This is a genomic window from Alteribacter lacisalsi (assembly GCF_003226345.1).
Lineage (GTDB): Bacteria > Bacillota > Bacilli > Bacillales > Salisediminibacteriaceae > Alteribacter > Alteribacter lacisalsi.
In genome coordinates this window covers 34,039-60,850 of sequence record NZ_PDOF01000004.1, presented here as the reverse complement: position 1 = coordinate 60,850, position 26,812 = coordinate 34,039, and the positions used below count along the sequence as shown (strand labels likewise).

Here is a 26,812-nt window from a genome sequence, read left to right as displayed (position 1 = left end):
AGACAGGGAGAAACGATCCTTTATAATGATGAAGCAGATTGAAAGAGCGGGGTGAAAAGATGGTTACGATCCGTGATATCGCGGGGCTGGCAGGTGTTTCCCGAACCACTGTATCAAGAGTGCTTAACAGTTCGGGGTATGTAAGCGAACAGGCCCGCTCAAGAGTCATGCAGGTTATTGAGGAAACAGGTTACGTCCCGAGTGAACAGGCAAAAGCGCTCCGGACAAAAAAATCCAACGTCATTGGCGTCATCCTGCCGAGAATGAGTACGGAAACAGCCAGTCGCGTAGCTGACGGAATTGAAAATGTGCTGAACCGCGAAGGCTATCAAATGGTTCTCGCAAATGCCAATCTTAAGGTTGAAAAAGAAATAGAGCAGCTGAAACTGCTTGAAAGCCGGAGGGTGGACGGTATCATTCTTCTGGCGACAAATAAGGAAGAGAAACTTCTGGACGCGATTCGGAATCTGAGTGTTCCGGTCGTGGCCATTGGTCAGGATCTGCCGGATGTTACATCGGTAGTGTATGACGACTACCATGCCGCCAGAGATATGACAGAAGCGATTCTGAAAAAAGGACATACCCGTGTCGGCTTTATTGGCGTATACGAGTCTGATCACGCTGTCGGTATCCTGAGAAAACAGGGATATAAGGATGCGATGAAAGCAGTCGGACTAACTACTGAGGATAGCTGGGCGCAGCAGGGTGATTTTACAGGTGAGTCCGGGTATGAGGCAATGAAGCGGATGATGAATGAAAGTGCTGAACACCCATCGGCCGTATTTGCAGTAACAGATCGTCTTGCCCTCGGGGCAATGGAATATTTGAAGTCACGGGGTTTGGAAATCCCGGATCATATAGCAGTTGCAGGGCTTGGAAATTCAGAACTGTCCAGATATGTGACACCATCGCTTACAACAGTGGATTATGATTATGAAGAAGCGGGAATGAGAACAGCAGACCTGCTTTTGGAACGATTAAACCGCAGCGGGGAAAAGAGAGAAAAAATTGTAATGGGCTATAGACTTCTGTTTCGTGATAGTTTAATATGAGTTATGGAATCGATTACATAAGCGGTTTCATTTCTTTTTACTGTTTGTGGAATCGATTTCATATAAACATACTTCCTGAATGGAACATACATTTTTGGACATAATTTCAATGAAAGGAAAGGAGTTTAACCATGTCAGAGAATCGTAAAATTGCAGAAGAGTTAATTGAAGCCGTCGGAGGCAGGGAGAACATTGACTCTGTAGCCCATTGTGCCACACGGCTGCGTATCATGGTAAACGACAAGGAAAAAATCAACAAAGCGAAAGCAGAGGAAATTGACAAGGTTAAAGGGGCATTTTACAATTCCGGTCAGTTTCAGGTTATTTTCGGCACCGGTACCGTAAACCGGATTTATGAAGAAATGTCTGCACTCGGAGTGTCCGAGTCTTCAAAAGGTGAGCAGAAAGAAAAAGCGAAGAAACAGGGGAACGCCTTCCAGCGTGGAATCAGAACGTTTGGAGACGTTTTCGTTCCGATTATTCCTGTCCTCGTTGCAACCGGTTTGTTTATGGGGCTTCGTGGCCTTCTGACTCAGGAATACATTCTCGGTCTGATGGGACTGACGCCTGATGATATTTCGGAGAATTTCCTCCTCTTCACGGAAGTGCTGACCGATACAGCTTTTGCCTTCCTGCCGGCACTTGTTGCCTGGTCAGCGTTCAGGGTGTTCGGAGGCAGTCCGATTATCGGGATTGTTCTTGGTCTGATGCTTGTTAATCCTGCTCTGCCAAATGCGTGGGCGGTTGCAGAGGGTGATGCGGAAGCACTCAACTTCTTCGGCTTCATTCCGGTGAGCGGCTATCAGGGATCCGTGCTGCCGGCCTTTATTGCAGGTTTCCTCGGTGCAAAACTTGAGAAACAAATTCGTAAACGGGTGCCGGAAGCACTCGATCTGATTCTGACGCCGTTTCTTACGCTGTTAATCATGATTACAGCGGCGCTGTTTTTGATCGGACCGGTCTTTCACGCAGTTGAAGCAGCAGTTATGGCAGCGACAACAGCTCTTCTATCCCTGCCGTTTGGGATCAGCGGACTAATCATCGGTGGACTGCATCAGATCATCGTCATTACCGGTGTACACCATATTTTCAACTTCCTTGAGATTCAGCTCTTAAACGAATTTGGGGAAAATCCGTTCAACGCCATTATCACCTGTGCGATTGCTGCCCAGGGTGGTGCCGCACTTGCGGTTGGCTTGAAAACGAAAGTAAAGAAGCTGAAGGCACTGGCTCTTCCATCTTCCTTCTCGGCTTTTCTCGGAATTACTGAACCGGCAATCTTCGGGGTTAACCTCCGGTACGTAAAGCCGTTTGTAATGGGCCTGATCGGTGGAGCAGCAGGTGCATTCTTTGCCTCTCTCGTTGGTCTTGCAGGAACAGGGATGGCAATTACTGTTATTCCAGGTACACTGCTGTATCTGAATGAACAGTTCCTCCTTTACATTCTGGCAAACGTCATCTCGATTGGTGTCGGTTTTACCCTTACCTACCTGTTCGGCTATACGGATAAAATGAAAGAAGAAATCGACGGCGGTGCATAAGCCGCAGTTCGATTCCGAAAGCTTCTCTTCTTAACGGAAGAGGAGCTTCTTTTTATTATTCTTTAGGTTCTGTTAAAATCTGTTGTTGAATTCCGCTACCTGCACTTCCTTTCCGCGGGCACCGCTTCAGCCTCCTCGGGAAGTGCGCCCTGCGGGGTCTTCAGCCGGCGCTGTACCCGCAGGAGTGTCGCGCGTTCGCTTCAATCAACGATATAAATATCAACATCAGGCTTTAACATAGCCATTCTTTAAGTGGTTTTTCATCCTGGTCAGATGCAGGTGTCGACCGGAAGGAATTCCCTATTATATAATCGGGTTGATGAGAGGAGATGGAGAGTATGTACGAAGTCGCACCTGTAGCTTATGTAAAAAATGAACGCAGAGAAGTAACAGATGATAACTGGGGTGCTGTGCACTCACGCATTACGCTGGCACCGGAGGTCGGTCCGGAAAGCCTGAAAGGACTTGACTCCTTCAGCCACGCGGAAATACTGTTTCTTTTTCATAAAGTCGATACAGAGAAGATCGAGACGGGAGCCCGGCATCCGCGAAACAACCAGGCTCTTCCGGAAACCGGAATCTTTGCCCAGCGCGGGAAGAACAGGCCAAACCGGATCGGTTCCACCATCGTCACTGTCGTTTCAGTGGAACAGAGCACCATCACGGTAAAAGGGCTCGATGCTGTAGACGGCACGCCGGTTCTCGATATTAAACCGGTAATGAACGCTTTTCTGCCGAGAACAGAAGTAATCGAGCCGGAGTGGACAGATGAGATTATGAAAAACTACTGGCAGACCGCTCGCGCTGTCCGCGTACTTCCATACGATCCAACATGGAAAGAAGCATTCGAGAAAGAAGAGAAGCGATTGAACCGGATCTTTGGAAAAACAGCACGCGGCATCCATCACATCGGAAGTACATCGGTAGAGGGTCTCAATGCCAAGCCGATTATAGACATTCTTATAGAAGTGGCGAATATGGAGAATGCTGACCGCTGCACCGAAGAAATGGGCATGGCAGGTTATACGGCTAAAGGAGAGAACGGCATTCCCGGACGCCGGTACTTTTATAAAGGCGAAGGAAATGAGCGGAGTCATCATGTTCATGTGTTCGAGGAAGGGTCAGATCAGGTGATCACTCACCTGGCATTCCGGGACTACCTCCGTAAGCATCCGGAGGAAAAAAGACGGTACGCAGCACTGAAAGAGCAGCTGGCCGTCGCCTATCCTAAAGATATTGACAGCTACATTCAAGGCAAGACCAATTTTGTTGAAGAATTGACACAAAAGGCCCTTAGCTGGGCGAAGGAACAGAGCAGGCACGCAAACTGATATTTTCATTTTCCAAAAAGAAAGTAACAAACAGCCACTATATAAACAGCGTACCGGCTCACAATGGTCTGGTACGCTCGTTTTTGCTCACACATCAGCGTAGGAAGTTGTTTGTCAGGTTATTCCACAAATTGGACGGTTATACCAGGGGATTTCCTGCGTAAAAACCTTTGAAAATGGGAAAACTGTTATTATATCCAATGTACTAGGACATTTCATGACACGGGATTCCCAGTTTTATGCACTTTAGTTTCCTATATCGAACAAAAAAGGTAGACTCATAAAGTATTGTTCGGTATAATGAACGTAAATTGGGATTTCAGGTAATTTTAATGTTTGAAGGTGGTGAAAATCGGTGGGTGAAGTGGGAAAACGGATTAAGAAATACCGGCTCAGAAAAGGATACTCAATCTCGCGCCTTGCGGAAGAGAGCGGCATAGCCAAATCCTATATCAGCTTTCTGGAGCGTGACCAGCGGAAGAATCCGTCTGTGGAAACGCTGAAAAAGCTGTCCGGGGTATTAAATATCCCGCTTGAACTACTGATGGTGGACGAGGAGCGTGAATCCGTTCTCGAAGTTCTGGATGATGACTGGCTGAGGCTGATTAAGGAAGCAAAAGAAAGCGGCGTGAGTAAAGAGGAAGTAAAAAATTATATCCGGTTTATCCAGTACAACAAATGGAACGACCAGCTGAAACGAAAGTAACAGTTCCCCTGTGAAGCTTAGCAGTACACAGGGGAACTTTTTTGCCTTTTTACGACAATTGCGACTCCAATCTGCCAGCGTTTCTGTGTTTAAATAAACGTTTGTTTAATCTGCGAATGATGCCCGTTGAGCTGGGTTAAAAGAACTACAGCTTGTCAGATGATAAGGTATGAAGCACTGTTTTTTGGAATGTTCAGCTTTTTTGTGACTGATTGCGGTACACTGAAGTGGAAAAGCAGGCCGGCAGGTGTGCGGCAATAGAATCAGAAAAGGGGAGTAAGCCATGAAAAAAGCAGGAATTGCCTTACTTATTTTTCTTTTAACAGCAGGGGCCTTTTCCGCTGCTCCATTGGAAGCAGAAGCAGCAAAGGGCAGTGACCTCGTACTTATTGGCGGGGCGCTTGGATCTTCGGAAGGTGCAGAGGAGATTTATGAAGAAATGGTCACCCGTGCAGGCGGGGAAGATGGAAAGATTGGTGTGATTACAGCCAGCAGTTACCCGTACGACTGGGACTGCGAGGAATATGGAGATTCAACGGACGGAGGATGCAACGATCCGGATGTAAGTAACAGCAAGATGAACGCCAACTATTACATCAATAGCTTTGAAGAGTTCGGCATAGAAGCAGAATGGATTCCGGCTGACCTTGCCAACACAGATGTTGCAGATGATGCGGAATGGGCTGATCGGATCTCTTCAGGAGAGTTTACCGGCTTTTTCCTGGGAGGCGGTGACCAGAGCCGCTACATTGATACGTTTGTACGAGGAGACGAATGGAATGATTCGGCTGTATTAGGTGCGATACGAGACCTTTTTGAGTCCGGAAACGCAATGATTGCAGGAAGCTCTGCCGGTGCAGCTGTTCAGGCGTCGGAGTATATGATCACCGGCGGAGACAGCTACCGGGGAATTACAGATGGTTCAGTTGAGGGTTATCACAGCGATGGAAGCGTACTCGGCTACTTTAAGGAAGGGGGACTTGGTTTCTTTTCCTACGGTCTTGTCGATACCCACTTTTCAGAGCGTGCCCGGGAAGGACGGATGATCCGTCTCGCTGCTGATGCGGACGTGGATAAAGTGTTCGGCGTGGATGAAACGACAGCGCTGATCGTGGAGGACGCCAATCACCCGTCGGCAAAAATGAAAGTGGTGGGGGAAAACGGCGTACAGATCTTTGATTTGTCAGGTGCCTCCCAGTCTGTGGATGAGGAAGGAAACTGGGCAATTGAAGGTGTGAATTCCACCTACCTGCATCACGGGGACCGCTACCAGCCGCAGAACGGTAACGTTGTATTTAACCCGTCATTCAGCCCGGTTCGTGGAGGGGATACGCAAATCGGAGAACACGACGATATTTTCTATGAGCGTTTTGCCTACAGAAATATGGTCTGGGAGCTGCTTACCTCTACTTACGATCAGGCAGCAGGAACCTCATGGGAGAATGATCCGGAATACAGCCTGGTTTCAGAAAAAACAAATCGCACAAAGACCCGGTATGGAACGGTATTTGGAAGTGAACGATGGTCTTACAGTGACGTGAAGGTATCGATTTATCCTTCTGGCCAATAAAAGAAATACGAAAAAGGACCGCCCGATGACCGGGGGTCCTTTTTTGCGAAGAGCAGTTTTTGAATAGATTGCTGCTTTTACTTCCCTTTGTCCTTATCGTCGATGCTTTTCTTGAACTCGTCTCCGAGGTCCTCTTTCAGGTCCTCGTAGACCCGCTCCTTCACTTGATCATAGACATCTTCCTTAATATTCTCATATACTTCTTCTTTAATTTCATCATAAACTTCTTCTTTAATGTCGTCGTAGACACGGTCTTTCATTTCGTCGTAAACATCTCCCGAAACTTCTTTCTTAACCCGTTTCCTCTGGCGGAAGGAGCTGCGAACTTTTTCCACTTTCAGATCCCTGCCCATCATGATCAGGAGCGAGAAGATCATCACGATCATAATCATCGTAAACGGGAGCGCTGCGACAATGGAGGCGGTCTGCAGTCCCTCCAGTCCGCCGCTTATCAGAAGCACACTGGCTGTACCGGCAATCAGGAAGCCCCATACCACCTTCACCCAAAGCTTCGGATTCAGACTTCCGTCACTCGTCATCGCACCGAGTACATAGGAAGCCGAGTCAGCGGAGGTGATAAAGAAGATAATAATGAGCGTTACGGCAAGAATACTCATAATCATTCCCATCGGCAGTTCCGATAAGGTGGCAAAAAGGGCAACTTCGACGTTATCGAGAACGAGATCACCCAGCTGCTCGTTTCCACCCATGATCATATCAAGGGCAGTTCCGCCGAACGCCGTGAACCAGATGGCGCCAAGCAGGGAAGGGACGATCAGCACACCTGCCACAAATTCACGGATCGTTCGTCCCCGGGAGATACGGGCAATGAAAATGCCCATAAACGGTGCCCATGAAATGTGCCATGCCCAGAAAAAGATCGTGTACATGCCAAGCCATTCCCCGTCCCCGAACGGATCCAGGTCAAGACTCATCTGGGTTACATTGGCAAGATAACCGCCAATCGTGGTGACGATACTCTCGGCGATAAACAGGGTCGGACCAAAGACGATTACAAAGATTAACAGAATCGCTGCGATCGTCAAGTTAATGACACTAAGTATACGGATTCCTTTATTAACACCGGACGCGGCTGATATGATAAACAAGAATGTGACGATCGTAATGATAATGGCCTGCGTAAGCCCAGTATTCGGAATTGTGTTGTCTGTCAGGTGCGACAGCCCCCCGCTGATCTGCAGGGCACTCAGACCGAATGTAGTCGCAACACCGGTTGAGGTGGCGAGAACGGCGAGTGTATCAATCCCTTTTCCGAACACACCATGCGTGTTGTCGCCGAGAATCGGCTGGAAGGCAGAACTGATGAGTGCCGGCTGGTCTTTACGAAACTGAACGTACCCGAGTGTGAGCGCAACAAGGGAAAAGATTGCCCACGGGTGGAGTGCCCAGTGGAACACAGCGTAGCGGAGTCCCGCATTTGCCTGGGTTGCTTCGTCGGCGTTAATGTAATCAGGGTGAGGATCGAGATAATAAAGGGCAGGTTCAGCTACCCCCCAGAACACAAATCCGACCCCAATCCCGGCGGAAAACAGCATACCGAGCCAGGTGTAAAACTTATACTCCGGTTTTTCATCGGGTTTTCCAAGCTTCAGCTTTCCGAACGGGCTGATCGCAAGAAAAAGGACAAAACCGATAAAGAGGGCAGTGGCAAGCATATACAGCCACCCGAAGTTATCAAGCGTTGAACCGAGGGCGGTGCCGGAAACCTGATCGAGGTGCTCCGGGGCTAAAAACCCCCACAGTACAAACAGTAATACGATTGGTGCTGAGATGAAAAATACGATACTTGGTTTTTTCGTTTCATATTTAAATTTTCCCACGTTGAATTCATCCGAAGTCGTTCCGGATGGACCTCCTTTCAATGGCTTGTCCGAACTGATTTACGAGCATAACAGAAATACCCGACTCAGGTAAAGAAAACCTGATATATCCTTATACCTACTTTCCCCAAAAGCCGGTGGTATCAAACAGGTTATTCGTGAGGGCAGTCCCGGCTGAAGGGAGGAATGATGCGAAAAAGGCAGAGCTGTATGCATCCAGACTCTCCTGAAGAATGATAGCTGAATTGAGTAGAAATGCCTAAAACAGAGGAGCAGATGCAATGATTGTTAAAGATCCCCTTTACGGAACAGCAAAGGTGGAAGGTGTACTGGCCGAACTGATTACAAGCAGCCCTGTTCAGCGGCTGAAAAGCATCAGGCAGGCTGGTGCCCCGGCTTTTTTCAGGCCGGAGTGGCACGTATCCCGTTATGACCATTCAATTGGGGTCATGCTCCTGGTCCGCCGGCTTGGCGGCAGCCTTCGTGAACAAACGGCTGCTTTGCTGCACGATGTGGCACACACGGCGCTGTCCCATTTCGTCGATGTGGTCTATGAAAGAGAAGAAGAGGATTATCACGAGCAGATTATCAGGGAGCTTGTCGGGAAAACGGAGGTACCGGCGATCCTCAGGGCTCACGGACTCGACCCTGACGAGATTCTGAAAGTGACAAAAGAAGCCTTTCCGAGGTTGGAGCAGCCGCTGCCTGCATTATGCGCGGATCGGATTGACTATACGCTAAGGGATCAGCACCTTTATTACGGTGTTCCTGCTGAGCAGATCGCAGGTTTTCTTAACAGTCTGGCGGCAGACAGGAGCGGAAAAGTGTATGTGAAGGAGGTGCGGCAGGCGGAATGGTTCACGAATCTGTTTTATGATGAAGTGGCCGGTTTTTTTATGGAACCGTTCAATATTTATGCCAATCAGCTGCTCAAACCAGCCGTTTTGGCGGCGATGAAGACAGGAGTAATCGAGGAAAAAGACTGGCTCGGCAGTGACCGGATGTTTATGGAAAAGCTTCGGCAATTTCCCACGGCCCGACAGGCAATGGAAGTACTTGCAGCTCCGCCTGCTCTTGAAAAGTGCCCAGTACGGGAGGCTGATTTTGTTCACCGGGTGAAGCCGCGGATGATTGATCCGGATGTCCTTTATGATGGGGGGATTGTGCCTATTACTACAGTTTCCGAAAAAGCGCAGCTGCTGAATAAGGTTGCGGCAGACCGGTTCGTACAGGGTGTGAAGGTGCTGGGGGAATCAGGTAAATAAAATTGAGAAGTAATGGACCTGGTGAGCTGTGGAAGGGATAGAACAGGATATAACGCAGGATGGAAGTGTAGAAATGTCCGAACTTCGGGAAAGTGCGGCTATAACGCAGGATGGAAGTGTAGAAATGTCCGAACTTCGGGAAAGTGCGGACATAACGCAGGGTGGAAGTGTAGAAATGTCCGAACTTCGGGAAAGTGCGGACATAACGCAGGGTGGAAAGTGTAGAAATGTCCGAACTTCGGAAAAGTGCGGACATAACGCAGGGTGGAAGTGTAGAAATGTCCGAACTTCGGAAAAGTGCGGCCATAACGCAGGATGGAAGTGTAGAAATGTCCGAACTTCGGGAAAGTGCGGCTATAACGCAGGATGGAAGTGTAGAAATGTCCGAACTTCGGGAAAGTGCGGACATAACGCAGGGTGGAAGTGTAGAAATGTCCGAACTTCGGGAAAGTGCGGCCATAACGCAGAGAGGAAGTGTAGAAATGTCCGAACTTCGGGAAAGTGCGGACATAACGCAGCATTGAAAAAGAGAAATGCTCTGCTTCTGAGAAATCACGACATAGACATCACTTCATCCGCATGTAATTTGAAAAAGCCCCGCCAGCAGGCGGGGCTTCTCTTATATCTTACACTCTCAGGAATTATCTTTAAGCAACAGCATTTTTCTGACTTCAACCTCAAGCCCTTTAATAAACGTCTCCAGGCGCAGGCTTGTGCTGTCATCAAGGCTGATGTGAATGTCTGTTTCCTTCTGGCTGATGGCAAACTGCTGGGGAATGACGAGTCCGTGCAGGTTTCTAAAAACCAGACGCAGATGATTTAGTGTATTGGTGCCGGACTTCACTCCCCCGGTCGTCGTCACAAGGCCGATCGGCTTGTGCTCAAACTCCCCTGATCCGAGGTAGTCGAGCAGGTTTTTAAGCGCACCTGTATACGACCCGTGGTATTCCGGGGCACCGACAACGATCCCATCTGCCTCTCTGAGCTTTTCAGATACGGTCCGGATCACTTCCGGCGGGGCTTCATCCGGTGCGTATACCGGAAGGGCAAGTTCTTTTACATCAATAAATTCGGTTTCCATCTGGAGACCTTGTACACGCTGTTCAACTTCCTTCAGCAGTTTCCGGGTAAACGAATCGGTATTCATACTTCCGCTGATAATGGCAACAGTGGCTGTGGGACTTTTCATGATCTTCTCTCCTTTTACATGCGATGGCTACGGTCAGTATACCAAATTATGAATCCGCTTTCCTTTTCGCGCTGTGAAGGACCGGCAGGGCAGAAAAAAAGGCCCTGCGAATCAGCGGACAGGCGGGGGGCGAGTCAGCATGCCATTCACAGGGCCAGTTCTTTATGTTTTTAATTCGGTATAGACCACAAGCCGCTCCCGGTGAGTCCGCTGTTCACGGTCAAATTCACCGGTGCATGTAATCAGATTCAGGTTTCTCGCTGTGCTTCTGCCGAAAATCTGCTGAAGCGGAGCATCGTCATAAGGGTAGGCTTCCATTCGTGTCACGATAAATGTGAGTGTCTCATCCTCACCGTGAACGAGGATTTCATCCCCTTCACGAAGCTCCTTCAGATCATAGAAAACCGCAGGACCGCTCCGGTCATCCACATGACCGGCAAGGACGGCGTTGCCTGGAGCGCCCGGTTTCGCACCCCGGTTGTACCAGCCTACAAGATCGCCGTCATCTGGTACATCCATTGCGCCTGTGTCTGTCAGACCGAGAGATTCAATGTCTGCGTAAACCCCGATTTCCGGTATTTCAACAGCAACAGGAAGGATGCCGGAAACTGCTTCGGTGCCGGATGAACCGTCGGCATCAGGATCATCTGCCTCGGCAGCCTTTTCATTGATTTCCGAAGAAGAGATTTCTGCTTCACGCTGGTCTTCCTGACCCGCAGAAGCGGAAGCGTCCCCGTCAGCCGGTGCTGTGGAAGCCTCCTGCCCGGCTTCATGGTCACCGGCCTGCACGCCGCCTGAAACGGAGGAAAGCCCTTCTTCTTTTTCAGGAGAAGAAGGGTTTCCGTCTCCGCAGGCGGCAAGGAAGAGAAGAGCCGCCAGGGGGAGGAAGGTCCAAAGGGCCTTACTGGTTTTCAAGGGCTGGTCTGCGCAGGAGTACAAATCCGATCGCACCTGATGCAAGCAGAAGTACGATCATCATACCGGCTGTGTAGCCGCTCTGATCAGCTGTTCCGCCCATACCGGTTGCCGGCATTTCGGACGGCATTTCGTGGGATTCGTCAGCGAGAATGATGGTATCAAGACCAGGCTCACCGTCAGCAAACCCGACTGCAAGAACGGTGTAGAGCATGTCGCCGGAGAGTTCAGTGCCGGCAAGGTCCAGAACCACGTCCTCTGTTCCTGAGACGCGGACATCAAGGTCATATGTTCCCGGCTCAACTTCTTCGTAGCCTGTTACACCAGGGAATTCAGCACCTTCAAACAGAATGTCGCCGCCGGCAGTAACGTCAACGGCCGGTGCGTCAGGAGAAAGGTGGCCAACGCGGACCCAGGCCATGCCTTCTGTGGTGGACGTTTCGTCTTCAATTACATATAGGTCAAGGTTTTCAAGAGTGTCGATCGCAGCAACGGTGTAAGCACCGCCTGCAGACACTTCAAGGGAGGTTTCAAAAACAGGTTCATCGTGCTCACCGGCAGGGAAAATGGCGACTTCGTGCTCACCGGCCGGAAGTTCTAAGTAATCGGTCGCGTCTTTAAAATCAGCACCTTCCACTACAACGTCACCGTTTACGGTTACGTCTACAGCAGGGGCGTCAGGGGAGGCATGTACGATTCGAACCCAGGCGTCATCTTCGTCGTGATCGTGGCTGTCAGCAGCCGCCGTCATAGAAAACATGGAAAAGGCCAATACACCGGACAGCATGGACAGGGAGGCACGTTTAAAGATCTTCAAATCAATCATCTCCTAAATGTTATTTTGTTTTTTGTTACTGTGGTTACCTTGTACCCGGGTTTTCAAAAGGTTAAACAACAGTTAAACAAAAATTGTACAATTTCATCATAAAAAGTTTTTTTATGTCCGTCAACACTTAAGCCCTGCATGGGGATGAGGTAATTTATTCCTGTTTCCGGCATTTGAGGAAGGAGCCTCAGGGTAAAGATAGAAAGTATGTATAAACAGATATTGAGGAGAGTGAATGTAAGCCATGGCGGAAATCACATTTGACCAGTTTCTTGACGTAGAAATTCGTGTCGGCACCATTCTTGAAGCAGAGCCGCTTGAAGGGGCAAGAAGGCCGGCCATTAAAATGAAAATTGATTTTGGGGAAGAAGGCGGTGTGAAGCAGTCGAGTGCCCAGATTACGATGCGGTACGGAGTGGAAGAACTGATCGGGCGCCAGATTGCGGCGGTCGTTAATTTTCCGCCGATGCGGGTGGCGGGCTTCAAATCAGAAGTGCTGGTGATGGGGGCGGTACCCGGGGATGGAGATGTGGTGCTTTTGAACATAGACGAGCCGGTGGCAAACGGAACCAGGATCGGATAAGAAGGAGGGGCGGAAATGGGGTACGAAGTAAAAACAAAACAGACAGATGACGATGTGATCGAATTTATTGAGCGGGTGGAAAATCCGAAGAAAAGAGCGGATGCTTATCGTCTTCTCGAGCTCTTCACTGCAGCCGCGGGATACGAGGCGAAGATGTGGGGGGCGAGTATTATCGGGTTCGGCTCGTACAATTATAAGTATCCATCAGGACATGAGGGGACGGCCCCTCTTGTCGGGTTTTCTCCGAGAAAGGCGAACTTCAGCCTTTACATGGCAACAGGGGATCCAAGGCGGGAAGCATACCTGGAGAAACTCGGGAAACATAAAGCCGGAAAAGCGTGTGTGTATATCAATAAGGTGGACGATGTGGATGAAGAGGTGCTTCGAACGATGATCGAGCGTTCGGTCACGTGGCTGAAGGAGGAGTATCCGGAATAGTGAATCAGCAGGGCACGCATGTATAAAGAAGTTTAAAAAAGGAGCCGGGAGAAGGTATCTCTCAGGCTCCGTTTCTCTGGCTTTTAAGACCCGCTTTCCTCGTGCGGAGACACGAGCATAAAGGAGGCTGTGTCCTGCAGTTCATCTCCTACGTACACGTCCACCTCATATTCACCCGATGAAAGATTGGCATCCCCTGTGTCGAGGAGGGGAATGTTGACAGTACTTGAGCGGAAAAAGGTATCTGAACGGTCGTAAATGAGTTCCCGGCCGCCGTCTTCAACCCGGTAGAGTTCCACATAGAGGCCGTCGGTTCCAATCGGCTCCTCGTTCTCGTAGTAAAGAATCAGACCTGAGCTGTACAGGCGGAAAACAGGTTCGTCGTCCACTCTCCATGGAGCGTCAGGGGTTCTTTCCTCATCGAGATAAACAAACGCCCCTTTCGAAAGTCCCGGGGAGTATTCCCAATCAGCCATAACGAGCCACGGATAGATGGCAAAGACAATAACGACAGCCGGTGCGAAAACGGCAGAGATCCAACTGGCACCGGTCATGGAAAACAGGGGGACCTGGGCACGGTCCGGCTTCTGCGAATACTCGGCCTCCACCGCTTTTCTGACTTTTTTTCCATAAAGGGCATTGGCTTTCAGCCCGGCAACAAGGTGCAGGCCCGCAAAGACAAAAATCCAGCCGGCGAAGGAAAGAGAGCCAGTGAGTCCGAGTGTATATTCGATATAAGGAAAAAAGGATTCAGCAGCAGTGTAAAGAACCAGGATCAGAAAATAGAATGTCATCCAGCCGTACATCCGGCGGAAGGCAAACCAGAACGGAGCCGCCAAAAGAGCCGCAGTATTAATGCCTGCATAGCGTTCCGGGTGGCTGCTGCGTCGCCACTTTTCCTTGTAGTATGTATCGTTTGTTCCAATAATCCGGCTGATGCGCCGGTCTTCTTTTTTCAGCATGTTTTTGATTGTCGGGTCTTTCATCCTTGTGCTCCTTTCATAACGGGGAAGCAGAAAATTCCCTTCATCAGTTTACCATGACAGGGGCAGGAAACGCACGGGTTCAGCCCCCTTATCTGGTGAATGCTTGCCATTTTTTTCATGAGAGGGTATGATACAAAAAAGAACATGATACGAATTGTTCGGTGACGAAGAGAGTAGTCAAAAGGAAGCCCGAAGCGAGCCGGGGGCGGTGGGAGCCCGGTGGAACCCTGATGATGAAACGCACTTTCCGAGAACGCTGCCTGGCAGCCGGGTCAACGTGCCCGTTATCCTTATGAGTGGTAAAGTCAGTTGCAAATAGAGTGGCACCGCGGGAAAGATCCCGTCTCTGTGAATGGAGACGGGATTTTTCTGTTTCCCGGCGGCCCCGTGCCGCTTCAGGCACACCGATCTGAAATAATACATGATAAAAAAGGAGACTGGCCCTATGAACCTGAAAGCCGTCTATACAAATGCGCTCTACCGTATCCTCCAGGAAGAACTGAGTGAGGAGGAGATCGGGAAACTGATCGAGCATCCGAAGCATGAAGCCCATGGAGATCTGGCATTCCCGTGTTTCCGCCTTGCTTCAGTCAGAAAGGAAGCACCGCAGAAAATTGCCGGAGCGCTGGCAGAGCAGATGAACGATCCTCTGATTGAGAAAGCAGAAGCAGCAGGTCCCTATGTTAACGTCTTCTTTAAACGGGAAGCTGTGAACGCTGAGGCACTGAGCCAGCTGAGTGTGCTTGGTGCGGAATACGGAGATAAAATCCGCACAGGGGAGAACGTTGTATTTGATTTTTCCTCGCCAAACATTGCCAAGCCGTTTTCCATGGGGCATCTGCGGTCCACCATTATCGGCCGCTCCCTGGCCAACCTGGCGGAAAAAAACGGTTATAAAGCAGTTAAAATTAATCACCTCGGTGACTGGGGCACGCAGTTCGGCAAGCTGATGTGTGCTTATACCCGCTGGGGGTCCGAGGCGGAAGTCAGGAAAAACCCGATCCCGACGCTGATGAAGTATTATGTCCATTATCATGAAGAGGTAAAGGAGGATCCCGGACTGGACGACGAAGCGCGAGGCTGGTTTAAGAAGCTCGAAGATCAGGACGTGGAAGCGGTTAAGCTCTGGATGTGGTTTAAGGAAGAGTCACTCAAAGAATTTAACAAAGTCTACGAACTGCTGGGCATCACCTTTGATCATGTGCAGGGAGAATCCTTTTACAATGATAAGATGGCGCCGGTTGTGGCTGATCTTGAAGAGAAGGGACTTCTCGTTGAATCCGAAGGGGCCATGGTTGTGGAGACCGGAACGGATGAACCGCCGTGCCTGATAAAAAAGAAGGATGGCACCACCCTTTATGCCACACGGGATCTGGCTGCGGCCATTTACCGGAAAAAGCAGTTCGACTTTCACAAATGCGTATATGTAGTCGGAGCGGAGCAACAGCTTCACTTTTCCCAGGTAAGACAGGTACTCGGCCGGATGGGTTACGACTGGACCGGGGATATGGTTCACGTCCCGTTCGGGCTCATTTTACAGGGCGGGAAAAAAATGAGCACGCGAAAAGGGAAAATTGTTCTTCTTGAAGATGTGCTCAGAGATGCGATCACCCGTGCAGAAGAAAATATTGCAGAGAAGAACCCGTCCCTTGAGGACAAGGATGCCGTGGCGGCAGATGTGGGAACAGGGGCTGTTGTGTTCCACGATCTGAAAAACGAGCGGATGAACAGTGTGGAGTTTAACCTCGAGCAGATGCTCACGTTTGAAGGGGAAACAGGGCCTTACGTGCAGTACACTCACGCAAGGGCCATGACGCTCCTGGAACGGGCGGAAGCGGACCCTGCTCCCGCAAGCCCGGGCGAGGGCGAAGAGGAATGGGCTGTAGTAAAGGAACTGCTTGCATTTCCCGATGCGGTTGAACGTGCCTGGACGCAGTATGAGCCTTCTGTCATTGCGAAATACGTGCTCTCTTTGTCGTCAGCATTTAACTCCTACTACGGGAAAGTAAGGATTCTTGAATCAGACGACCGCCTTCCCGCAAGACTTTCCCTTGTTAAAGCGGTCACGGATGTGCTGAAAGAGGGGCTCCGACTGCTCGGAGTGAAGGCCCCGGATAAAATGTAGCGTAAACTGCAGGGGGACAGCAGTGCAGAAAAGTGTAATAAAGCTGTCACACATGCTGTCTTGAAAGCATGCCGGCTCCGCTGTACACTACATTTAAATGAATATCACATACCATCAGGGGGTAAAGAACAGATGAAAAAAACGGCATGGATAGGGATATCATTCGGCCTTGCAGCGGCGATCGCAGCCTGTCAGGGTGAGGACAGACCGGAAACCGGCTCTGATCAGGAGAGTGCTGCTGATGAAGGAGCGGTCACGCAGGAACCGGTCAGTCTTAAAGACGATGACTTTTATATACAGAATGACGAACTGGAGATAACCCATATCCACGGTCTCGGGTATGCAGGTAATGAAGGACTTCTTTACGTTGCGACACACCACGGTCTGGCGGTCTATGATGGCGGGGCGTGGTATGAAACCGCCGAAGAGCGTAATGACTACATGGGGTTTAATGCTGTTGATTCGGGGTTTTATACGAGCGGCCACCCGGGCGAGGCATCCAGCTTTGATGTGGATCCGATCGGTCTTGTGAAAAGTACCGATGGCGGCAGAACAGTCGAGTCTCTCGACCTGCTTGGGATGACAGATTTTCACGTCAAAGGGGCGGGGTATTATTCGAACGCCATTTACGCCTACAACCCGATGCCGAATGACAGACTGGATGAAGCCGGCCTGTATGTTACGCTGGATGATGGAGAGACGTGGGAAAAAGCTGCTGCTGACGGGCTGCCTGAAGGCAATTACGATCAGGGCGGGCACCCTGATTATGTGATTGCGGTTCATCCGTTGGAAGAAGATACACTCGCTGTCGGCACGTCTGAAGGCCTTTTCTGGTCTGATGATTACGGTGAAACGTTTGATGAAACTGCCCTCGACCTTCCGGTTATGAGTGCAGTTTTCCACGAGGAAGACGTCTACGCAGCAGTGTGGGACGGCGAGGTTCGGCTCATTCAAATGGAAGGGGATGAGTTCACCGAACTCGATATGCCGGGCATCGGTGAGCAGGACGGTATACAGTATATAGCGGTAAATCCTGAAAACCGAAAGGAAATTGCGGTTACAACCTTTATGGGAGACGGCTTCCTGAGCAGTAATGGAGGCACGGAATGGACGCAGATCATTGAAGCAGGCGGCGTGCAGCAGCACGCGCATGAGTCTTAACGAAAGCACACGGCCCCCGGGGCTGTGTGTTTTTTTACAGGCATTTCCTCAGTGGCCAATGTATAGTCATCTAAACTAGTCAGCCAGCCACTTGCTATATATACCCCCATAAGGTATATTGGAGATACTAACATTGTACGGGAGGTTCTTTCTATGGCCAAACAGCGGTTCGGGATCGAGGGGATGCACTGTGCATCCTGCGTGAATAGAGTCGAAAAGAAAATTTCGAAAGTGGAAGGTGTAGAGTCGGTAAACGTGAACCTTGCCACCCATCAGGCTCAGGTGACAGGGGACATAACAGACGACCGGATCAAGGAAATCATTGCATCTGTTGAAAAGATCGGATTTGGCGCAAAGCCGCTGAACGACGAGAAGGACGAGGATTTGTCCAAAAAGCAGGCAGCAGAATCTAAAAAGCTGATGCGCGACTTTACGATGGCAGCAGTTGTAACCGCCATCGTCCTGATTGGAAGCATTCCTCATATGATGCACAACTGGGGCGCGTGGGTGCCGGGCTGGATGTCCAATCCGTTTTTCCTCCTGGCCCTGACCACATATGTGCAGCTTGTTCCTGGCTGGCGTTTTTATAAAAACAGCTACAAAGTGCTTCGCAGCAAATCGGCAGATATGAACGTTCTCGTGGCGATGGGGACTACGTCGGCCTGGTTTTACTCAGGTGCGATGACCCTTTTTCCCGGTTTCTTAACAGGCGTCGGGTTCCCTTATCAGCTCTATTATGATGTGACTACTGTAATTACAACACTTATTCTTCTCGGTCGGTATTTTGAGGCGAAGGCAAAAGGAGAAACGTCCACTGCGATTAAAAAGCTTATGAACCTGCAGGCAAAAACCGCCCGCGTCATCCGCGGCGGAGAAGAGCAGGAAATCCCGATCGATGACGTCATCGAAGGAGATCATATCATTGTTCGCCCGGGAGAGCGGATTCCGGTAGACGGTGTGATTGTAAAGGGGGCGTCCTCGGTAGACGAATCGATGCTTACCGGTGAATCGATCCCTGTCTCAAAAGAAGCGGATGATCAGGTGATCGGCGCCACGATTAACAAAACAGGCAGCTTTACCTTCAAAGCATCGAAAGTCGGCAAGGACACCACGCTCTCGCAGATCATCCGGATGGTGAACGAGGCGCAGGGCTCAAAAGCACCGATTCAGCGGATGGTCGATGTGATCAGCGCGTACTTTGTGCCGGCAGTGGTGGCGCTTGCGAGCCTCAGCTTTCTCGTCTGGCTCGTGTTTGGTCCTGACCCGTCGTTTATCTTTGCCCTTACGACTTTTATCGCTATTCTCATTATCGCCTGCCCGTGTGCGCTGGGTCTGGCGACGCCGACAGCGATTATGGTCGGTACGGAAAAAGGAGCCGATAACGGCGTACTCATTAAAGACGCGTCCAGTCTTGAGCAGGCACATAAAGTCGATACGGTTGTGCTCGATAAAACGGGGACGATAACAGAAGGGAAACCCGCCCTTACCGATGTGAAACCGGCGGAGGGCTGGACGGAGGAAAGCCTTCTTGTGATGGCAGCTTCCATTGAAACGGCTTCCGAGCACCCGCTCGGAGAGGCGATTGTAAGAGGGGCGAAGGAGCGCTCACTTACCCTGACTGAACCGGATTCGTTCAATTCTGTCACCGGACACGGCATTACTGCCCGCTGGAATGGACGAGACTGCCTGGCAGGAAATGAGAAACTGATGCGGGAAAGAGGAATCCGCATCTCCCATATGGCAGAGGTGGCAGAAGCGCTTGCCATGGAAGGGAAAACACCGATGTATGTAGCAGCAGACGGTGAGCTTGCCGGTATTACAGCAGTAGCAGACCGGATCAAATCCGATACGGCACGTTCGGTGCAGGCGATGAAGGATATGGGTATTGAAGTGGTTATGCTCACGGGAGACAACCGTCAGACCGCAGCGGCTATTGCTGCAGAAGCCGGCATCAGCCGGTTCGAAGCGGAAGTGCTGCCGGAGGACAAATCAGGCTACGTGAAAAGGCTTCAGGACGAAGGCCGGCGGGTGGCGATGGTCGGTGACGGCATCAACGATGCACCGGCCCTCGCCCAGGCGGATATCAGTATCGCTGTCGGCACAGGAACAGACGTGGCGATGGAAACGGCCAATATTACCCTGATGCGGGGCGATATGATGAGTGTGGTGACAGCGCTTCGCCTGTCTAAATCGACCATGCGGATGATCTGGCAGAACCTCGGCTGGGCGTTTGGCTATAATGTGGTGCTCATCCCGGTAGCCGCAGGTCTCCTGTATCCCTTTTTCGGTCTCCTCCTCAATCCGATGCTTGCAGGGGCAGCGATGGCATTCAGCTCTGTTTCTGTCGTGCTCAACACACTGAGGCTGAAACGATTTAAGACATTGGAAACAGAAACAGTTTAGGCGAAAACAGCTAAGAGCCCTAAAGGGAAAAGAAGACCTTTAACCAAAAATTAACACCTCTAACCAAAAATTCGCATGTAACTCAAAATAGATTGATTTCCTCTTCCGGCTGTCAGGAAAGTAGAGGAAATCTCTTTTCCTGACATTTTTAATACGCTCCGGGGTTTAAGAATACCTGAACGGGTAAGAGACGGGTAAGGAGGGGTTGGCCGTGGGAACAAACGCATGTGCCCAGACAGCGCAGGAATGGATCAATACAAACCTGGTATGCAGGATGAATAAAGCTTTTTCCGTAACAATTCCAAAAAAACTCCGGGAACAGCTTGAAATTGAAGCACACAGTAAAGTCATCCTGGTTGTCGACAATGAACAGGTTCTTGTTTCATCAAAAAGCATTAACGAGACGCTCGATATTCAAAGTCACCTGAACGAAAATGGCTCTTTCTACCTGGCCAGGGAAATTCGAGACCAGCTTGGCTTGAAGCCAGGCGCTACATTCGAACTTTATGTAGGCTCAGACCCCGGCCAGCTTTGTGAACTCCTGCTCAGGCCTGTGACCAGGGGCTAGCGTCAGCCGGGGAAACCGGAACATAGCTGTGTTCATGGCCGCTGGGACCCCCGCCTGGTTCCGTTTGGAAAACAGGAGGAGAAAGCAGAAAGAAAGTAAAAACCAGCAGCAGATAGACACAGCATACTGTCAGCCACGGCAGCGTAAAGCCGGGGCTGGCTTTTTTTCTGTTTTCTGACGGCTCGCCCTCTGGGGCTCTGCTCATCATTAGAAGACATGACCATAAACAGGCACCACTGAACAGGAGAAGGGAAATCAGCACGGCTGCAGTCAAAGCAGCCGGAAGCAGCATGACAGCGGTCATCGCCCCCATCATTCCCGCCATTCCCCCTGTGAAAGCCCCTTCTGCAACAGCGATACCCTTAAACGGCAGACCAAGAAGAACTCCGAGAAGTGTCCCGCCGGACACGCCGTAAAGAAGGCCCGCTGCAAAATTTTCGTGAAAAAGACCACCGGCAAACAGCCCTGTTAACAGTCCCACGAGCATGGAAAGAGCCATGACGGTCATCATTTTTTCCATCAGGGTGAGAGCCTGATCTCTTTTGGCGGCAGTCACAGTAAAAAGAGCAAACAGAACAGCAGGCAGCAAAAAACCTGAAAACCCTGCCATGTGCATCTCTCCTTTAAAAGCAATATAAAAGCCTAACGCCTGTCCTGTTACTGACATATTCAACAGGAGGGAAAAATAGAATGAAAGACTACATTCAAACGAACGTTTGACTAATTCGGACGCCTGAAGTATATTCAAATAAACATTTGAATATTATTTTCAGGAGGTGGTCTCATGACGAAAGAACAGACAGATACCTGTGAAATCTATGCGTACGACGAACAGAAAACCGCCCGTGCCGCAACACGTATGAACCAGGACGAGATCCGGGCCACAAGTGCAATTTTTAAAGTGCTCGGGGATGAAAACCGTTTTAAGGCAGCGTGGGCTCTTACAATAGAAGAGGAACTTTGTGTCTGTGATGTAGCTGTGATTCTCGGTTCATCAACAGCCACAGCTTCTCACCATCTGCGGAAACTTTCGAAAATAGGGCTGGCCAAGTCCCGTAAGGAAGGAAAGCTTGTGTTTTACAGTCTGGATGATGACCACGTACGGCATATGATCACTCTGGCCATGGAGCATCAGCAGGAGGGCAAAAGCAGATGACAGAAGCTGCACAGGAACACAGAAAAAAAGCCTACAGAGTAAGAGGGTTTACCTGTGCAAGCTGTGCTGCACAGTTCGAGGACAACGTCAGAAAGCTGGACGGCGTTATTTCCGCCGAAGTTGATTTCGCTTCCGGGAAGCTGAGTATTGAAGGTGCAGCCGGTCAGGAAGAAATTGAACGTGCCGGCGCTTTTGAAAATCTGCGCGTATACGAGGACGGCTCGGAAGGAGACTTTCATGAGTCCCCGTACTGGCAGAAGAAGAAAAATCTGCGCGTCGCAGCTGCAGCGCTCTTAACAGCGGGCGGCTGGGTCAGCCTGTTCCACAACGGGGAGGAAAACACCTGGACGATCAGCCTGTTCGTCGCTGCCATTCTCCTCGGGGGATACGCTCTTTTTTTCCAGGGTGTAAAAAACCTTGTGCGTCTGCGTTTTGATATGAAAACGCTCATGACCATTGCGATTATCGGCGCGGCTCTGATCGGAGAGTGGGGAGAAGCGGCTGTCGTTGTTGTCCTGTTTGCTCTCAGTGAAGCACTTGAAACGTATTCAATGGACAAAGCACGCCGTTCGCTCCGGAGTCTCATCGAACTTGCACCGAGGGAAACGACGGTGCTCGAAAATGGGACGGAAATTGTGCGTCCCGTCTCAGATGTGAGGCCCGGCGATCTCGTCCTTATCCGCCCGGGAGAAAAAATACCTGTGGACGGTACGGTGGAGAAAGGGGCTTCGTCTGTAAACGAAGCGGCGATTACAGGGGAAAGCATCCCTGCCGGGAAAACGGCTGATGACACTGTTTTTGCCGGAACAATGAACGAGGAAGGCATTCTTCAGGTCCGTGTAACGAAAACGGAGCGTGATACCGCGCTTGCAGGCATTATCCACCTTGTGGAGAAGGCCCAGTCGGAAAAAGCACCGGCCCAGCAGTTCGTAGACCGTTTTGCTCGGGTGTATACCCCGGCCATTGTGATTTTCGCAGCTCTGATTGCCACTGTCCCGCCTCTCTTTTTCGGTCTTCCGTGGAATGAGTGGGTTTATCTTGGTCTTGCCACACTCGTTGTCGGCTGTCCGTGTGCCCTCGTCATTTCCACCCCGGTTGCGATTGTTACAGCGATCGGGCACAGTGCCAGGCAGGGAGTGCTGATCAAAGGCGGTGTTCATATGGAGCAGGCCGGCAGACTCACGGCTTTTGCCTTTGATAAGACCGGTACACTGACCAGGGGAACACCGGAAGTGACTGATGTGATCCCTGCAGAAGGAATCGATTACGCACGGCTTGCCAGGACAGCATTCAGTCTGGAACGTCATGCGAACCACCCTCTGGCGAAGGCCATTGCTTCCTTTTTTGAAAAAGAACAGACGGTCGCTGGTGATGCAGAGGATTTTGAAACACTGACAGGCGCCGGTGTACGGGGAGCTGTAGACGGAGAACGGTGTTTTGCTGCCAGTGACATTTATGTAGAGGAGCACGCTCCCGAACTTCTTTCTGAAGCGGCACGAAAGATTATACACAGGCTGCAGCAGGAGGGGAAAACCGTTGTGCTGGTGGGGACGGATTCCGGATTGTCAGGAATTCTGGCGCTCCGCGACGAAGTGAAGCCGGGGGCAGCAGATGCCGTGAGGGAACTGACGGCCCTTGGCATACGTAAAATTGTGATGCTCACAGGCGACCATCCGGAGACGGCACGAGCGATCGGGGAAAAGGCGGGTATTGAGGATGTAAGAGCACGCCTGCTTCCGGAGGATAAACTGATCGTCATCTCGGACCTTAAAAAACAGGGTTATGTGACCGGCATGGCCGGTGATGGGATGAACGATGCCCCGGCTCTTGCCGCAGCAGATACTTCGGTTGCCATGGGACTTTCCGGAACCGACGTGGCGCTTGAAACAGCGGACATTTCCCTGATGGGGGACGATCTTGAAAAAGTGCCGTACACGATCCGTCTGAGCAGAAAAACGATGGCTGTAATCAAGCAGAATATCGTATTTTCACTGGCTCTTAAAGCGATCGCCCTTCTTCTCGTCCCGTTCGGACTGCTGACACTCTGGATCGCTATATTTGCCGATATCGGAGCGACACTTCTTGTAACATTAAACAGCCTGCGGCTGCTGAAGACGAAAAAAGGTAAATGAGAGATTAACAATTAAACAATGAATCTACGGCTCAGCCAGTAGCTTTTCGAAGACTTATTTATGGAGCGGAAAGCGTCCGCCTGCAGCGTAATATAAAACAATCTTTTCAATATAAATCATTCATCAAAAAACATTCTGACCCTGGCGAATGAAAAGGGATTTGGTTACATGCGGAGACTCACGACGGCAGTGAGACTCCTGCGGCAATGGAGGCTTGCCGGCATCGCCGCGAAAAGCGAACGGACGGGGCGAAGCGAAGCTGCCGCTAATCATTTTCGAGGTAACAATTTAAAACAAGCTGACCTGAAAGGGAAGGTAATCCCTTCTATAGGTCAGCTTATTTTACTTTTCCCGCTTATATGGCATCTCCACTACAGAGGTATGGCGGTCAGCCACAAGGTACTTGGAGCGGCCGAGGTAAAGAGGCAGATTCACTTTTTCAAAGTCCGGAAGCCGGTCAGGCCCGAAAACATCTTCATCCCGGTGGAAGCGGGTCATCTCGCCGACGATCCAGTCGTGATCGCCGTAGCGGTTGATGTCCATCACTTTGCACTCGTAGGCAACGTAGGCCTCGGTCAGGATCGGCGCATCGATCGTTTCGCCTTTTTTCCAACTGATGCCGAGACGCTTGAATTTGTCCCCGTCTGCACCCGTTTCTTTACCTGCACCGTCTATGTAGCGGGCATACTCTGCAGGGACAAAATTAATGGCAAAACTGCCTGACGCTTTGATCAGGTGATGGGTAAAACGTTCCTCAGCAACGGCAACCCCGTATATCGGAGGGGTAAAGGAAATATAGGAATGCCATCCGGCAGCCATAATGTTCTGTGTATCCCCCGACTTGGCGGTGACGAGGGCAACGAGCCCGGGATAGCTGTGCATAACAGTCTGATGCGTGCTGGTGAGCATAAAAATCGTCCTTTCCAGTTTCAGTCTGTTTCTATTATAGATGAAACCACATCCGTTTACATGAATAAGCCGCGCTCCCGGACTGGAAGCGCGGCGCATTTCAATATGCTACTGGAAGTCCTGATAATCGGAAGCATCGCCTGCAGTAAACGGTTCGCTCACATCCAGGTGCCCGTGAAAGTAATCCGGCACCTCGCCGTCCACAAGCAGCTGCGTCTGATCGAATCCAAACTGGCTCATGAGCATGGCCAGCTGTTCAGAAAGCATCAGTTCCCCGGAAGAGCCGAGATTCAGCTCCCAAATATCAGCTGAAAAAGAGACATAGGCAGTCTGTCCGTCAAAAGTTACAGACTGAACGGTTACGTCAGATCCGTCAAACAGGCCGTAAAGTCCGCCCTGATCCGGTCCATCCACCCACGTTTGCACCACTTCTCTGGCTCCCTCTTCGTCATGGGAGACAGTATGATCTGTTGACACGCGGTAGGTGGCCATCATCTGATCGTCACTGAAGTAATAGTCGACGCCTTCAAGAACAACTGCTTCTTCACCTTCACTGCCATCCGATCCTTCGCCTTCGCTGCTGTCAGCACCTTCACCTTCTGTACTCTCGTCGGATTCCTCCGTTTCCTCAGCTTCTTCTGTTTTATCATCTACTGCTGTCTCATCCTCTACTTCTTCCTCTTCATCATTGACAGGCTCATCGTCCGTTTCCGCTTCTTCCACTTCGTCCGCATCAGCCTCTTCTTCGTCACTGTCGTCTTCGGTTTCTTCCTGAGTTTCCGCTTCTTCCGCTGAGGCAGAAGCGTCCTCTTCGCTGTCCGTGCCTTGTCCGCATGCTGACAAAACAAGAGCAGTGCTTAACGTAACAAATAACCACTTTGCTTTTTTCATTTTGACCCCTTCTTTCGTAAAATTATTTTCTGTATTGTTTCCGTGTTAGACGCCTGGAGAAGAAAAACGTTACATCATTAGCAGTATTTTCATTGAATTTGAGTCGAAAGAGGGGGTTCGGTGTCGAAGGACCTGTTTTTCGCTAATGAATAACTAGGAAAGTTCTACAGAAATGGAGGTAGACGAGAAGAGAGGAAGAATAGATATAGTAAAAAGCGAAAGGAGCACGGGCAGATGAATAAGAAGCAATCGGATGTTTTTGCCCACCGGGGTTCATCATCCCGCTGTCCGGAAAATACATTGGCTGCTTTTCGAGCAGCACTGGCTGATGGGGCAGACGGGATTGAACTGGACGTGCAGCTCACAGCAGATGGGCAGGTGGCTGTCATTCATGATCATACGCTCGAAAGAACTACAGAAGGAACCGGTCTCGTTCGTGAACAGACCCTGTCCATGATCCGTCAGTATTCCGCCGGAGCATGGTTCGGTTCGTCCTTTTCAACGGAGAGGGTGCCTTCGCTCCAGGAGGTGCTGGAGTGGATTCGGCCGACGTCGCTTAGGCTTAATATTGAACTGAAATGCCCGGCCTGGGACAGGGATGAACTTGCACTCGCCGTTGCGAGACTCGTCAGGCAGACGGGAATGTCCGGCCAGGTAATCTATTCAAGCTTTGATCATCTGGCAATGGAAATGCTGGCAAGACTCGATCCTCAGACCGAGCGCGCGGCCCTGATCGGAGGAAGTCTGATCGACGCGGAGGATTACGCACTCGGCCACAAGTTTAAAGGTCTCCACCTTTATTATCCGATGGTGGATGAAAAAATGGCAGCCAGGATACTCGGCAGAGGCCTCGCCCTTCGTCTTTACACTGTTAACGACCCGCAGTGGCTTGGTTATTTTATGGAAAATGGCGTGACCGCCGTGATGACAGACGAGCCCGGTCTGGCTGTAAAAATCAGAAAAGATCTGGCATGATGATAGAAGACCATCCCTTCGGGGGACGGTCTTCTTTTACTGTTCAGGAAATGGTAACACCTGTTACAGCTGCTCTGTGTTAAGCTGTTATTCAGTTGAGTGCGTCTGATATAATAAACGGACAGATTATGGCGGAAGGGGAAGGACACGTGCGCAGACAGAATATAAAATTGGCTGTATTACTCATTATTCTAGGTTTTATCGGCGGATCTCTTTACTGGGTCTGGGTATTTACAACGCAGTAATGAC

At 50.4% G+C, this 26,812-nt stretch carries 24 protein-coding genes and 1 pseudogene; 17 read left to right on the top strand and 8 right to left on the bottom strand.

Annotated features, from left to right (window positions below):
• Positions 1–59 precede the first annotated feature (59 nt).
• From CR205_RS18485 to CR205_RS18465, 6 genes and pseudogenes are all read left to right on the top strand, one after another.
• Complete coding sequence (locus CR205_RS18485; protein ID WP_110521638.1) at positions 60–1,052, top strand: LacI family DNA-binding transcriptional regulator; 993 nt, start codon at positions 60–62, stop codon at positions 1,050–1,052.
• A 131-nt stretch (positions 1,053–1,183) separates the two neighbouring features.
• A complete protein-coding gene (locus CR205_RS18480; RefSeq protein WP_110521637.1) occupies positions 1,184–2,593 on the top strand; it encodes a sucrose-specific PTS transporter subunit IIBC in 1,410 nt (469 codons plus the stop codon).
• A gap of 338 nt (positions 2,594–2,931) precedes the next feature.
• Positions 2,932–3,387, top strand: a pseudogene (locus CR205_RS20460) (SAM-dependent methyltransferase); the annotation flags it as partial.
• Positions 3,370–3,924, top strand: coding sequence for a GrpB family protein (locus CR205_RS18475; RefSeq protein ID WP_110521816.1), 555 nt, complete (start codon positions 3,370–3,372; stop codon positions 3,922–3,924). The pseudogene CR205_RS20460 and the gene CR205_RS18475, both read left to right, overlap by 18 nt.
• A gap of 355 nt (positions 3,925–4,279) precedes the next feature.
• A complete protein-coding gene (locus CR205_RS18470; RefSeq protein WP_236634904.1) occupies positions 4,280–4,630 on the top strand; it encodes a helix-turn-helix domain-containing protein in 351 nt (116 codons plus the stop codon).
• Between the two features lie 283 nt (positions 4,631–4,913).
• Positions 4,914–6,200, top strand: a complete 1,287-nt coding sequence (locus tag CR205_RS18465; protein WP_110521636.1) for a cyanophycinase — start codon at positions 4,914–4,916, stop codon at positions 6,198–6,200.
• Between the two features lie 77 nt (positions 6,201–6,277).
• Here CR205_RS18465 and CR205_RS18460 read toward each other — a convergent pair whose 3' ends face one another.
• Positions 6,278–8,041, bottom strand: coding sequence for a BCCT family transporter (locus tag CR205_RS18460; protein ID WP_110521635.1), 1,764 nt, complete (start codon positions 8,039–8,041; stop codon positions 6,278–6,280).
• A gap of 281 nt (positions 8,042–8,322) precedes the next feature.
• On the opposite strand from CR205_RS18460, the gene CR205_RS18455 reads away from it, so the two are divergent.
• A complete protein-coding gene (locus CR205_RS18455) occupies positions 8,323–9,306 on the top strand; it encodes an HD domain-containing protein (protein ID WP_110521634.1) in 984 nt (327 codons plus the stop codon).
• 278 nt (positions 9,307–9,584) lie between these two features.
• Positions 9,585–9,830: a hypothetical protein gene (locus CR205_RS18450; RefSeq protein ID WP_142669912.1), complete on the top strand. Its 246-nt coding sequence runs from the start codon at positions 9,585–9,587 to the stop codon at positions 9,828–9,830.
• 110 nt (positions 9,831–9,940) lie between these two features.
• Here CR205_RS18450 and CR205_RS18445 read toward each other — a convergent pair whose 3' ends face one another.
• The 3 genes from CR205_RS18445 to CR205_RS18435 all read right to left on the bottom strand — a co-directional run bounded on the left by CR205_RS18445 (position 9,941) and on the right by CR205_RS18435 (position 12,227).
• Entirely contained in the window at positions 9,941–10,495 is a 555-nt protein-coding gene (locus CR205_RS18445) for an NADPH-dependent FMN reductase (RefSeq protein WP_110521632.1), read from the bottom strand.
• Positions 10,496–10,657: 162 nt separating this feature from the next.
• Complete coding sequence (locus CR205_RS18440; protein WP_161524833.1) at positions 10,658–11,410, bottom strand: class F sortase; 753 nt, start codon at positions 11,408–11,410, stop codon at positions 10,658–10,660.
• A complete protein-coding gene (locus CR205_RS18435; RefSeq protein WP_236634903.1) occupies positions 11,397–12,227 on the bottom strand; it encodes a DUF4397 domain-containing protein in 831 nt (276 codons plus the stop codon). The genes CR205_RS18440 and CR205_RS18435 overlap by 14 nt, the downstream gene beginning before the upstream one ends.
• A gap of 253 nt (positions 12,228–12,480) precedes the next feature.
• Between CR205_RS18435 and CR205_RS18430 the strand changes: the two genes are divergently transcribed.
• Positions 12,481–12,819, top strand: coding sequence for a tRNA-binding protein (locus CR205_RS18430; RefSeq protein ID WP_110521630.1), 339 nt, complete (start codon positions 12,481–12,483; stop codon positions 12,817–12,819).
• A gap of 15 nt (positions 12,820–12,834) precedes the next feature.
• The gene (locus CR205_RS18425; protein ID WP_110521629.1) at positions 12,835–13,257 is read left to right on the top strand and encodes a DUF1801 domain-containing protein; all 423 of its coding nucleotides are present in this window, start codon (positions 12,835–12,837) and stop codon (positions 13,255–13,257) included.
• A gap of 83 nt (positions 13,258–13,340) precedes the next feature.
• On the opposite strand, the gene CR205_RS18420 is transcribed toward CR205_RS18425, so the two are convergent.
• Positions 13,341–14,243 carry a DUF2628 domain-containing protein gene (locus CR205_RS18420; protein ID WP_110521628.1) on the bottom strand — a complete coding sequence of 301 codons (903 nt, stop codon included), beginning with the start codon at positions 14,241–14,243 and terminating at the stop codon, positions 13,341–13,343.
• Between the two features lie 445 nt (positions 14,244–14,688).
• Between CR205_RS18420 and argS the strand changes: the two genes are divergently transcribed.
• The 4 genes from argS to CR205_RS18400 all read left to right on the top strand — a co-directional run bounded on the left by argS (position 14,689) and on the right by CR205_RS18400 (position 20,500).
• Entirely contained in the window at positions 14,689–16,368 is a 1,680-nt protein-coding gene (gene argS, locus CR205_RS18415; protein ID WP_110521627.1) for an arginine--tRNA ligase, read from the top strand.
• Between the two features lie 132 nt (positions 16,369–16,500).
• Positions 16,501–17,529, top strand: a complete 1,029-nt coding sequence (locus CR205_RS18410; RefSeq protein ID WP_110521626.1) for a F510_1955 family glycosylhydrolase — start codon at positions 16,501–16,503, stop codon at positions 17,527–17,529.
• A gap of 153 nt (positions 17,530–17,682) precedes the next feature.
• The gene (locus tag CR205_RS18405; protein WP_110521625.1) at positions 17,683–19,932 is read left to right on the top strand and encodes a heavy metal translocating P-type ATPase; all 2,250 of its coding nucleotides are present in this window, start codon (positions 17,683–17,685) and stop codon (positions 19,930–19,932) included.
• A 211-nt stretch (positions 19,933–20,143) separates the two neighbouring features.
• Positions 20,144–20,500: an AbrB/MazE/SpoVT family DNA-binding domain-containing protein gene (locus CR205_RS18400; RefSeq protein WP_110521624.1), complete on the top strand. Its 357-nt coding sequence runs from the start codon at positions 20,144–20,146 to the stop codon at positions 20,498–20,500.
• On the opposite strand, the gene CR205_RS18395 is transcribed toward CR205_RS18400, so the two are convergent.
• Positions 20,478–21,110 carry a hypothetical protein gene (locus CR205_RS18395; RefSeq protein ID WP_110521623.1) on the bottom strand — a complete coding sequence of 211 codons (633 nt, stop codon included), beginning with the start codon at positions 21,108–21,110 and terminating at the stop codon, positions 20,478–20,480. The genes CR205_RS18400 and CR205_RS18395 overlap by 23 nt on opposite strands.
• Before the next feature lie 174 nt (positions 21,111–21,284).
• Here CR205_RS18395 and CR205_RS18390 point away from each other — a divergent pair, with 174 nt between their 5' ends.
• Both CR205_RS18390 and CR205_RS18385 read left to right on the top strand, forming a co-directional pair.
• Positions 21,285–21,656: an ArsR/SmtB family transcription factor gene (locus tag CR205_RS18390; RefSeq protein WP_110521622.1), complete on the top strand. Its 372-nt coding sequence runs from the start codon at positions 21,285–21,287 to the stop codon at positions 21,654–21,656.
• The gene (locus CR205_RS18385) at positions 21,653–23,788 is read left to right on the top strand and encodes a heavy metal translocating P-type ATPase (RefSeq protein ID WP_110521621.1); all 2,136 of its coding nucleotides are present in this window, start codon (positions 21,653–21,655) and stop codon (positions 23,786–23,788) included. Before CR205_RS18390 ends, CR205_RS18385 begins: the two co-directional genes overlap by 4 nt.
• A gap of 342 nt (positions 23,789–24,130) precedes the next feature.
• Here CR205_RS18385 and CR205_RS18380 read toward each other — a convergent pair whose 3' ends face one another.
• Together CR205_RS18380 and CR205_RS18375 are read right to left on the bottom strand one after the other, a co-directional pair.
• Complete coding sequence (locus CR205_RS18380) at positions 24,131–24,697, bottom strand: flavin reductase family protein (RefSeq protein WP_110521813.1); 567 nt, start codon at positions 24,695–24,697, stop codon at positions 24,131–24,133.
• Between the two features lie 108 nt (positions 24,698–24,805).
• On the bottom strand, positions 24,806–25,588 hold the full coding sequence (locus tag CR205_RS18375; RefSeq protein ID WP_110521620.1) for a GerMN domain-containing protein: 783 nt from the start codon (positions 25,586–25,588) through the stop codon (positions 24,806–24,808).
• A gap of 234 nt (positions 25,589–25,822) precedes the next feature.
• Here CR205_RS18375 and CR205_RS18370 point away from each other — a divergent pair, with 234 nt between their 5' ends.
• Complete coding sequence (locus CR205_RS18370; protein ID WP_110521619.1) at positions 25,823–26,563, top strand: glycerophosphodiester phosphodiesterase; 741 nt, start codon at positions 25,823–25,825, stop codon at positions 26,561–26,563.
• The last annotated feature ends 249 nt before the right edge of the window (positions 26,564–26,812 follow it).

Excerpts from the sequence above, each read along its gene's own strand:
- CR205_RS18485 (WP_110521638.1), top strand. The coding sequence starts at position 60 with ATGGTTACGATCCGTGATATCGCGGGGCTGGCAGGTGTTTCCCGAACC.
- CR205_RS18480 (WP_110521637.1), top strand. The coding sequence starts at position 1,184 with ATGTCAGAGAATCGTAAAATTGCAGAAGAGTTAATTGAAGCCGTCGGA.
- CR205_RS18475 (WP_110521816.1), top strand. The coding sequence starts at position 3,370 with ATGAAAAACTACTGGCAGACCGCTCGCGCTGTCCGCGTACTTCCATAC.
- CR205_RS18465 (WP_110521636.1), top strand. The coding sequence starts at position 4,914 with ATGAAAAAAGCAGGAATTGCCTTACTTATTTTTCTTTTAACAGCAGGG.
- CR205_RS18455 (WP_110521634.1), top strand. The coding sequence starts at position 8,323 with ATGATTGTTAAAGATCCCCTTTACGGAACAGCAAAGGTGGAAGGTGTA.
- CR205_RS18450 (WP_142669912.1), top strand. The coding sequence starts at position 9,585 with ATGTCCGAACTTCGGAAAAGTGCGGCCATAACGCAGGATGGAAGTGTA.
- CR205_RS18445 (WP_110521632.1), bottom strand. The coding sequence starts at position 10,495 with ATGAAAAGTCCCACAGCCACTGTTGCCATTATCAGCGGAAGTATGAAT.
- CR205_RS18430 (WP_110521630.1), top strand. The coding sequence starts at position 12,481 with ATGGCGGAAATCACATTTGACCAGTTTCTTGACGTAGAAATTCGTGTC.
- CR205_RS18425 (WP_110521629.1), top strand. The coding sequence starts at position 12,835 with ATGGGGTACGAAGTAAAAACAAAACAGACAGATGACGATGTGATCGAA.
- CR205_RS18420 (WP_110521628.1), bottom strand. The coding sequence starts at position 14,243 with ATGAAAGACCCGACAATCAAAAACATGCTGAAAAAAGAAGACCGGCGC.
- argS (WP_110521627.1), top strand. The coding sequence starts at position 14,689 with ATGAACCTGAAAGCCGTCTATACAAATGCGCTCTACCGTATCCTCCAG.
- CR205_RS18410 (WP_110521626.1), top strand. The coding sequence starts at position 16,501 with ATGAAAAAAACGGCATGGATAGGGATATCATTCGGCCTTGCAGCGGCG.
- CR205_RS18405 (WP_110521625.1), top strand. The coding sequence starts at position 17,683 with ATGGCCAAACAGCGGTTCGGGATCGAGGGGATGCACTGTGCATCCTGC.
- CR205_RS18395 (WP_110521623.1), bottom strand. The coding sequence starts at position 21,110 with ATGGCAGGGTTTTCAGGTTTTTTGCTGCCTGCTGTTCTGTTTGCTCTT.
- CR205_RS18390 (WP_110521622.1), top strand. The coding sequence starts at position 21,285 with ATGACGAAAGAACAGACAGATACCTGTGAAATCTATGCGTACGACGAA.
- CR205_RS18385 (WP_110521621.1), top strand. The coding sequence starts at position 21,653 with ATGACAGAAGCTGCACAGGAACACAGAAAAAAAGCCTACAGAGTAAGA.
- CR205_RS18380 (WP_110521813.1), bottom strand. The coding sequence starts at position 24,697 with ATGCTCACCAGCACGCATCAGACTGTTATGCACAGCTATCCCGGGCTC.
- CR205_RS18375 (WP_110521620.1), bottom strand. The coding sequence starts at position 25,588 with ATGAAAAAAGCAAAGTGGTTATTTGTTACGTTAAGCACTGCTCTTGTT.
- CR205_RS18370 (WP_110521619.1), top strand. The coding sequence starts at position 25,823 with ATGAATAAGAAGCAATCGGATGTTTTTGCCCACCGGGGTTCATCATCC.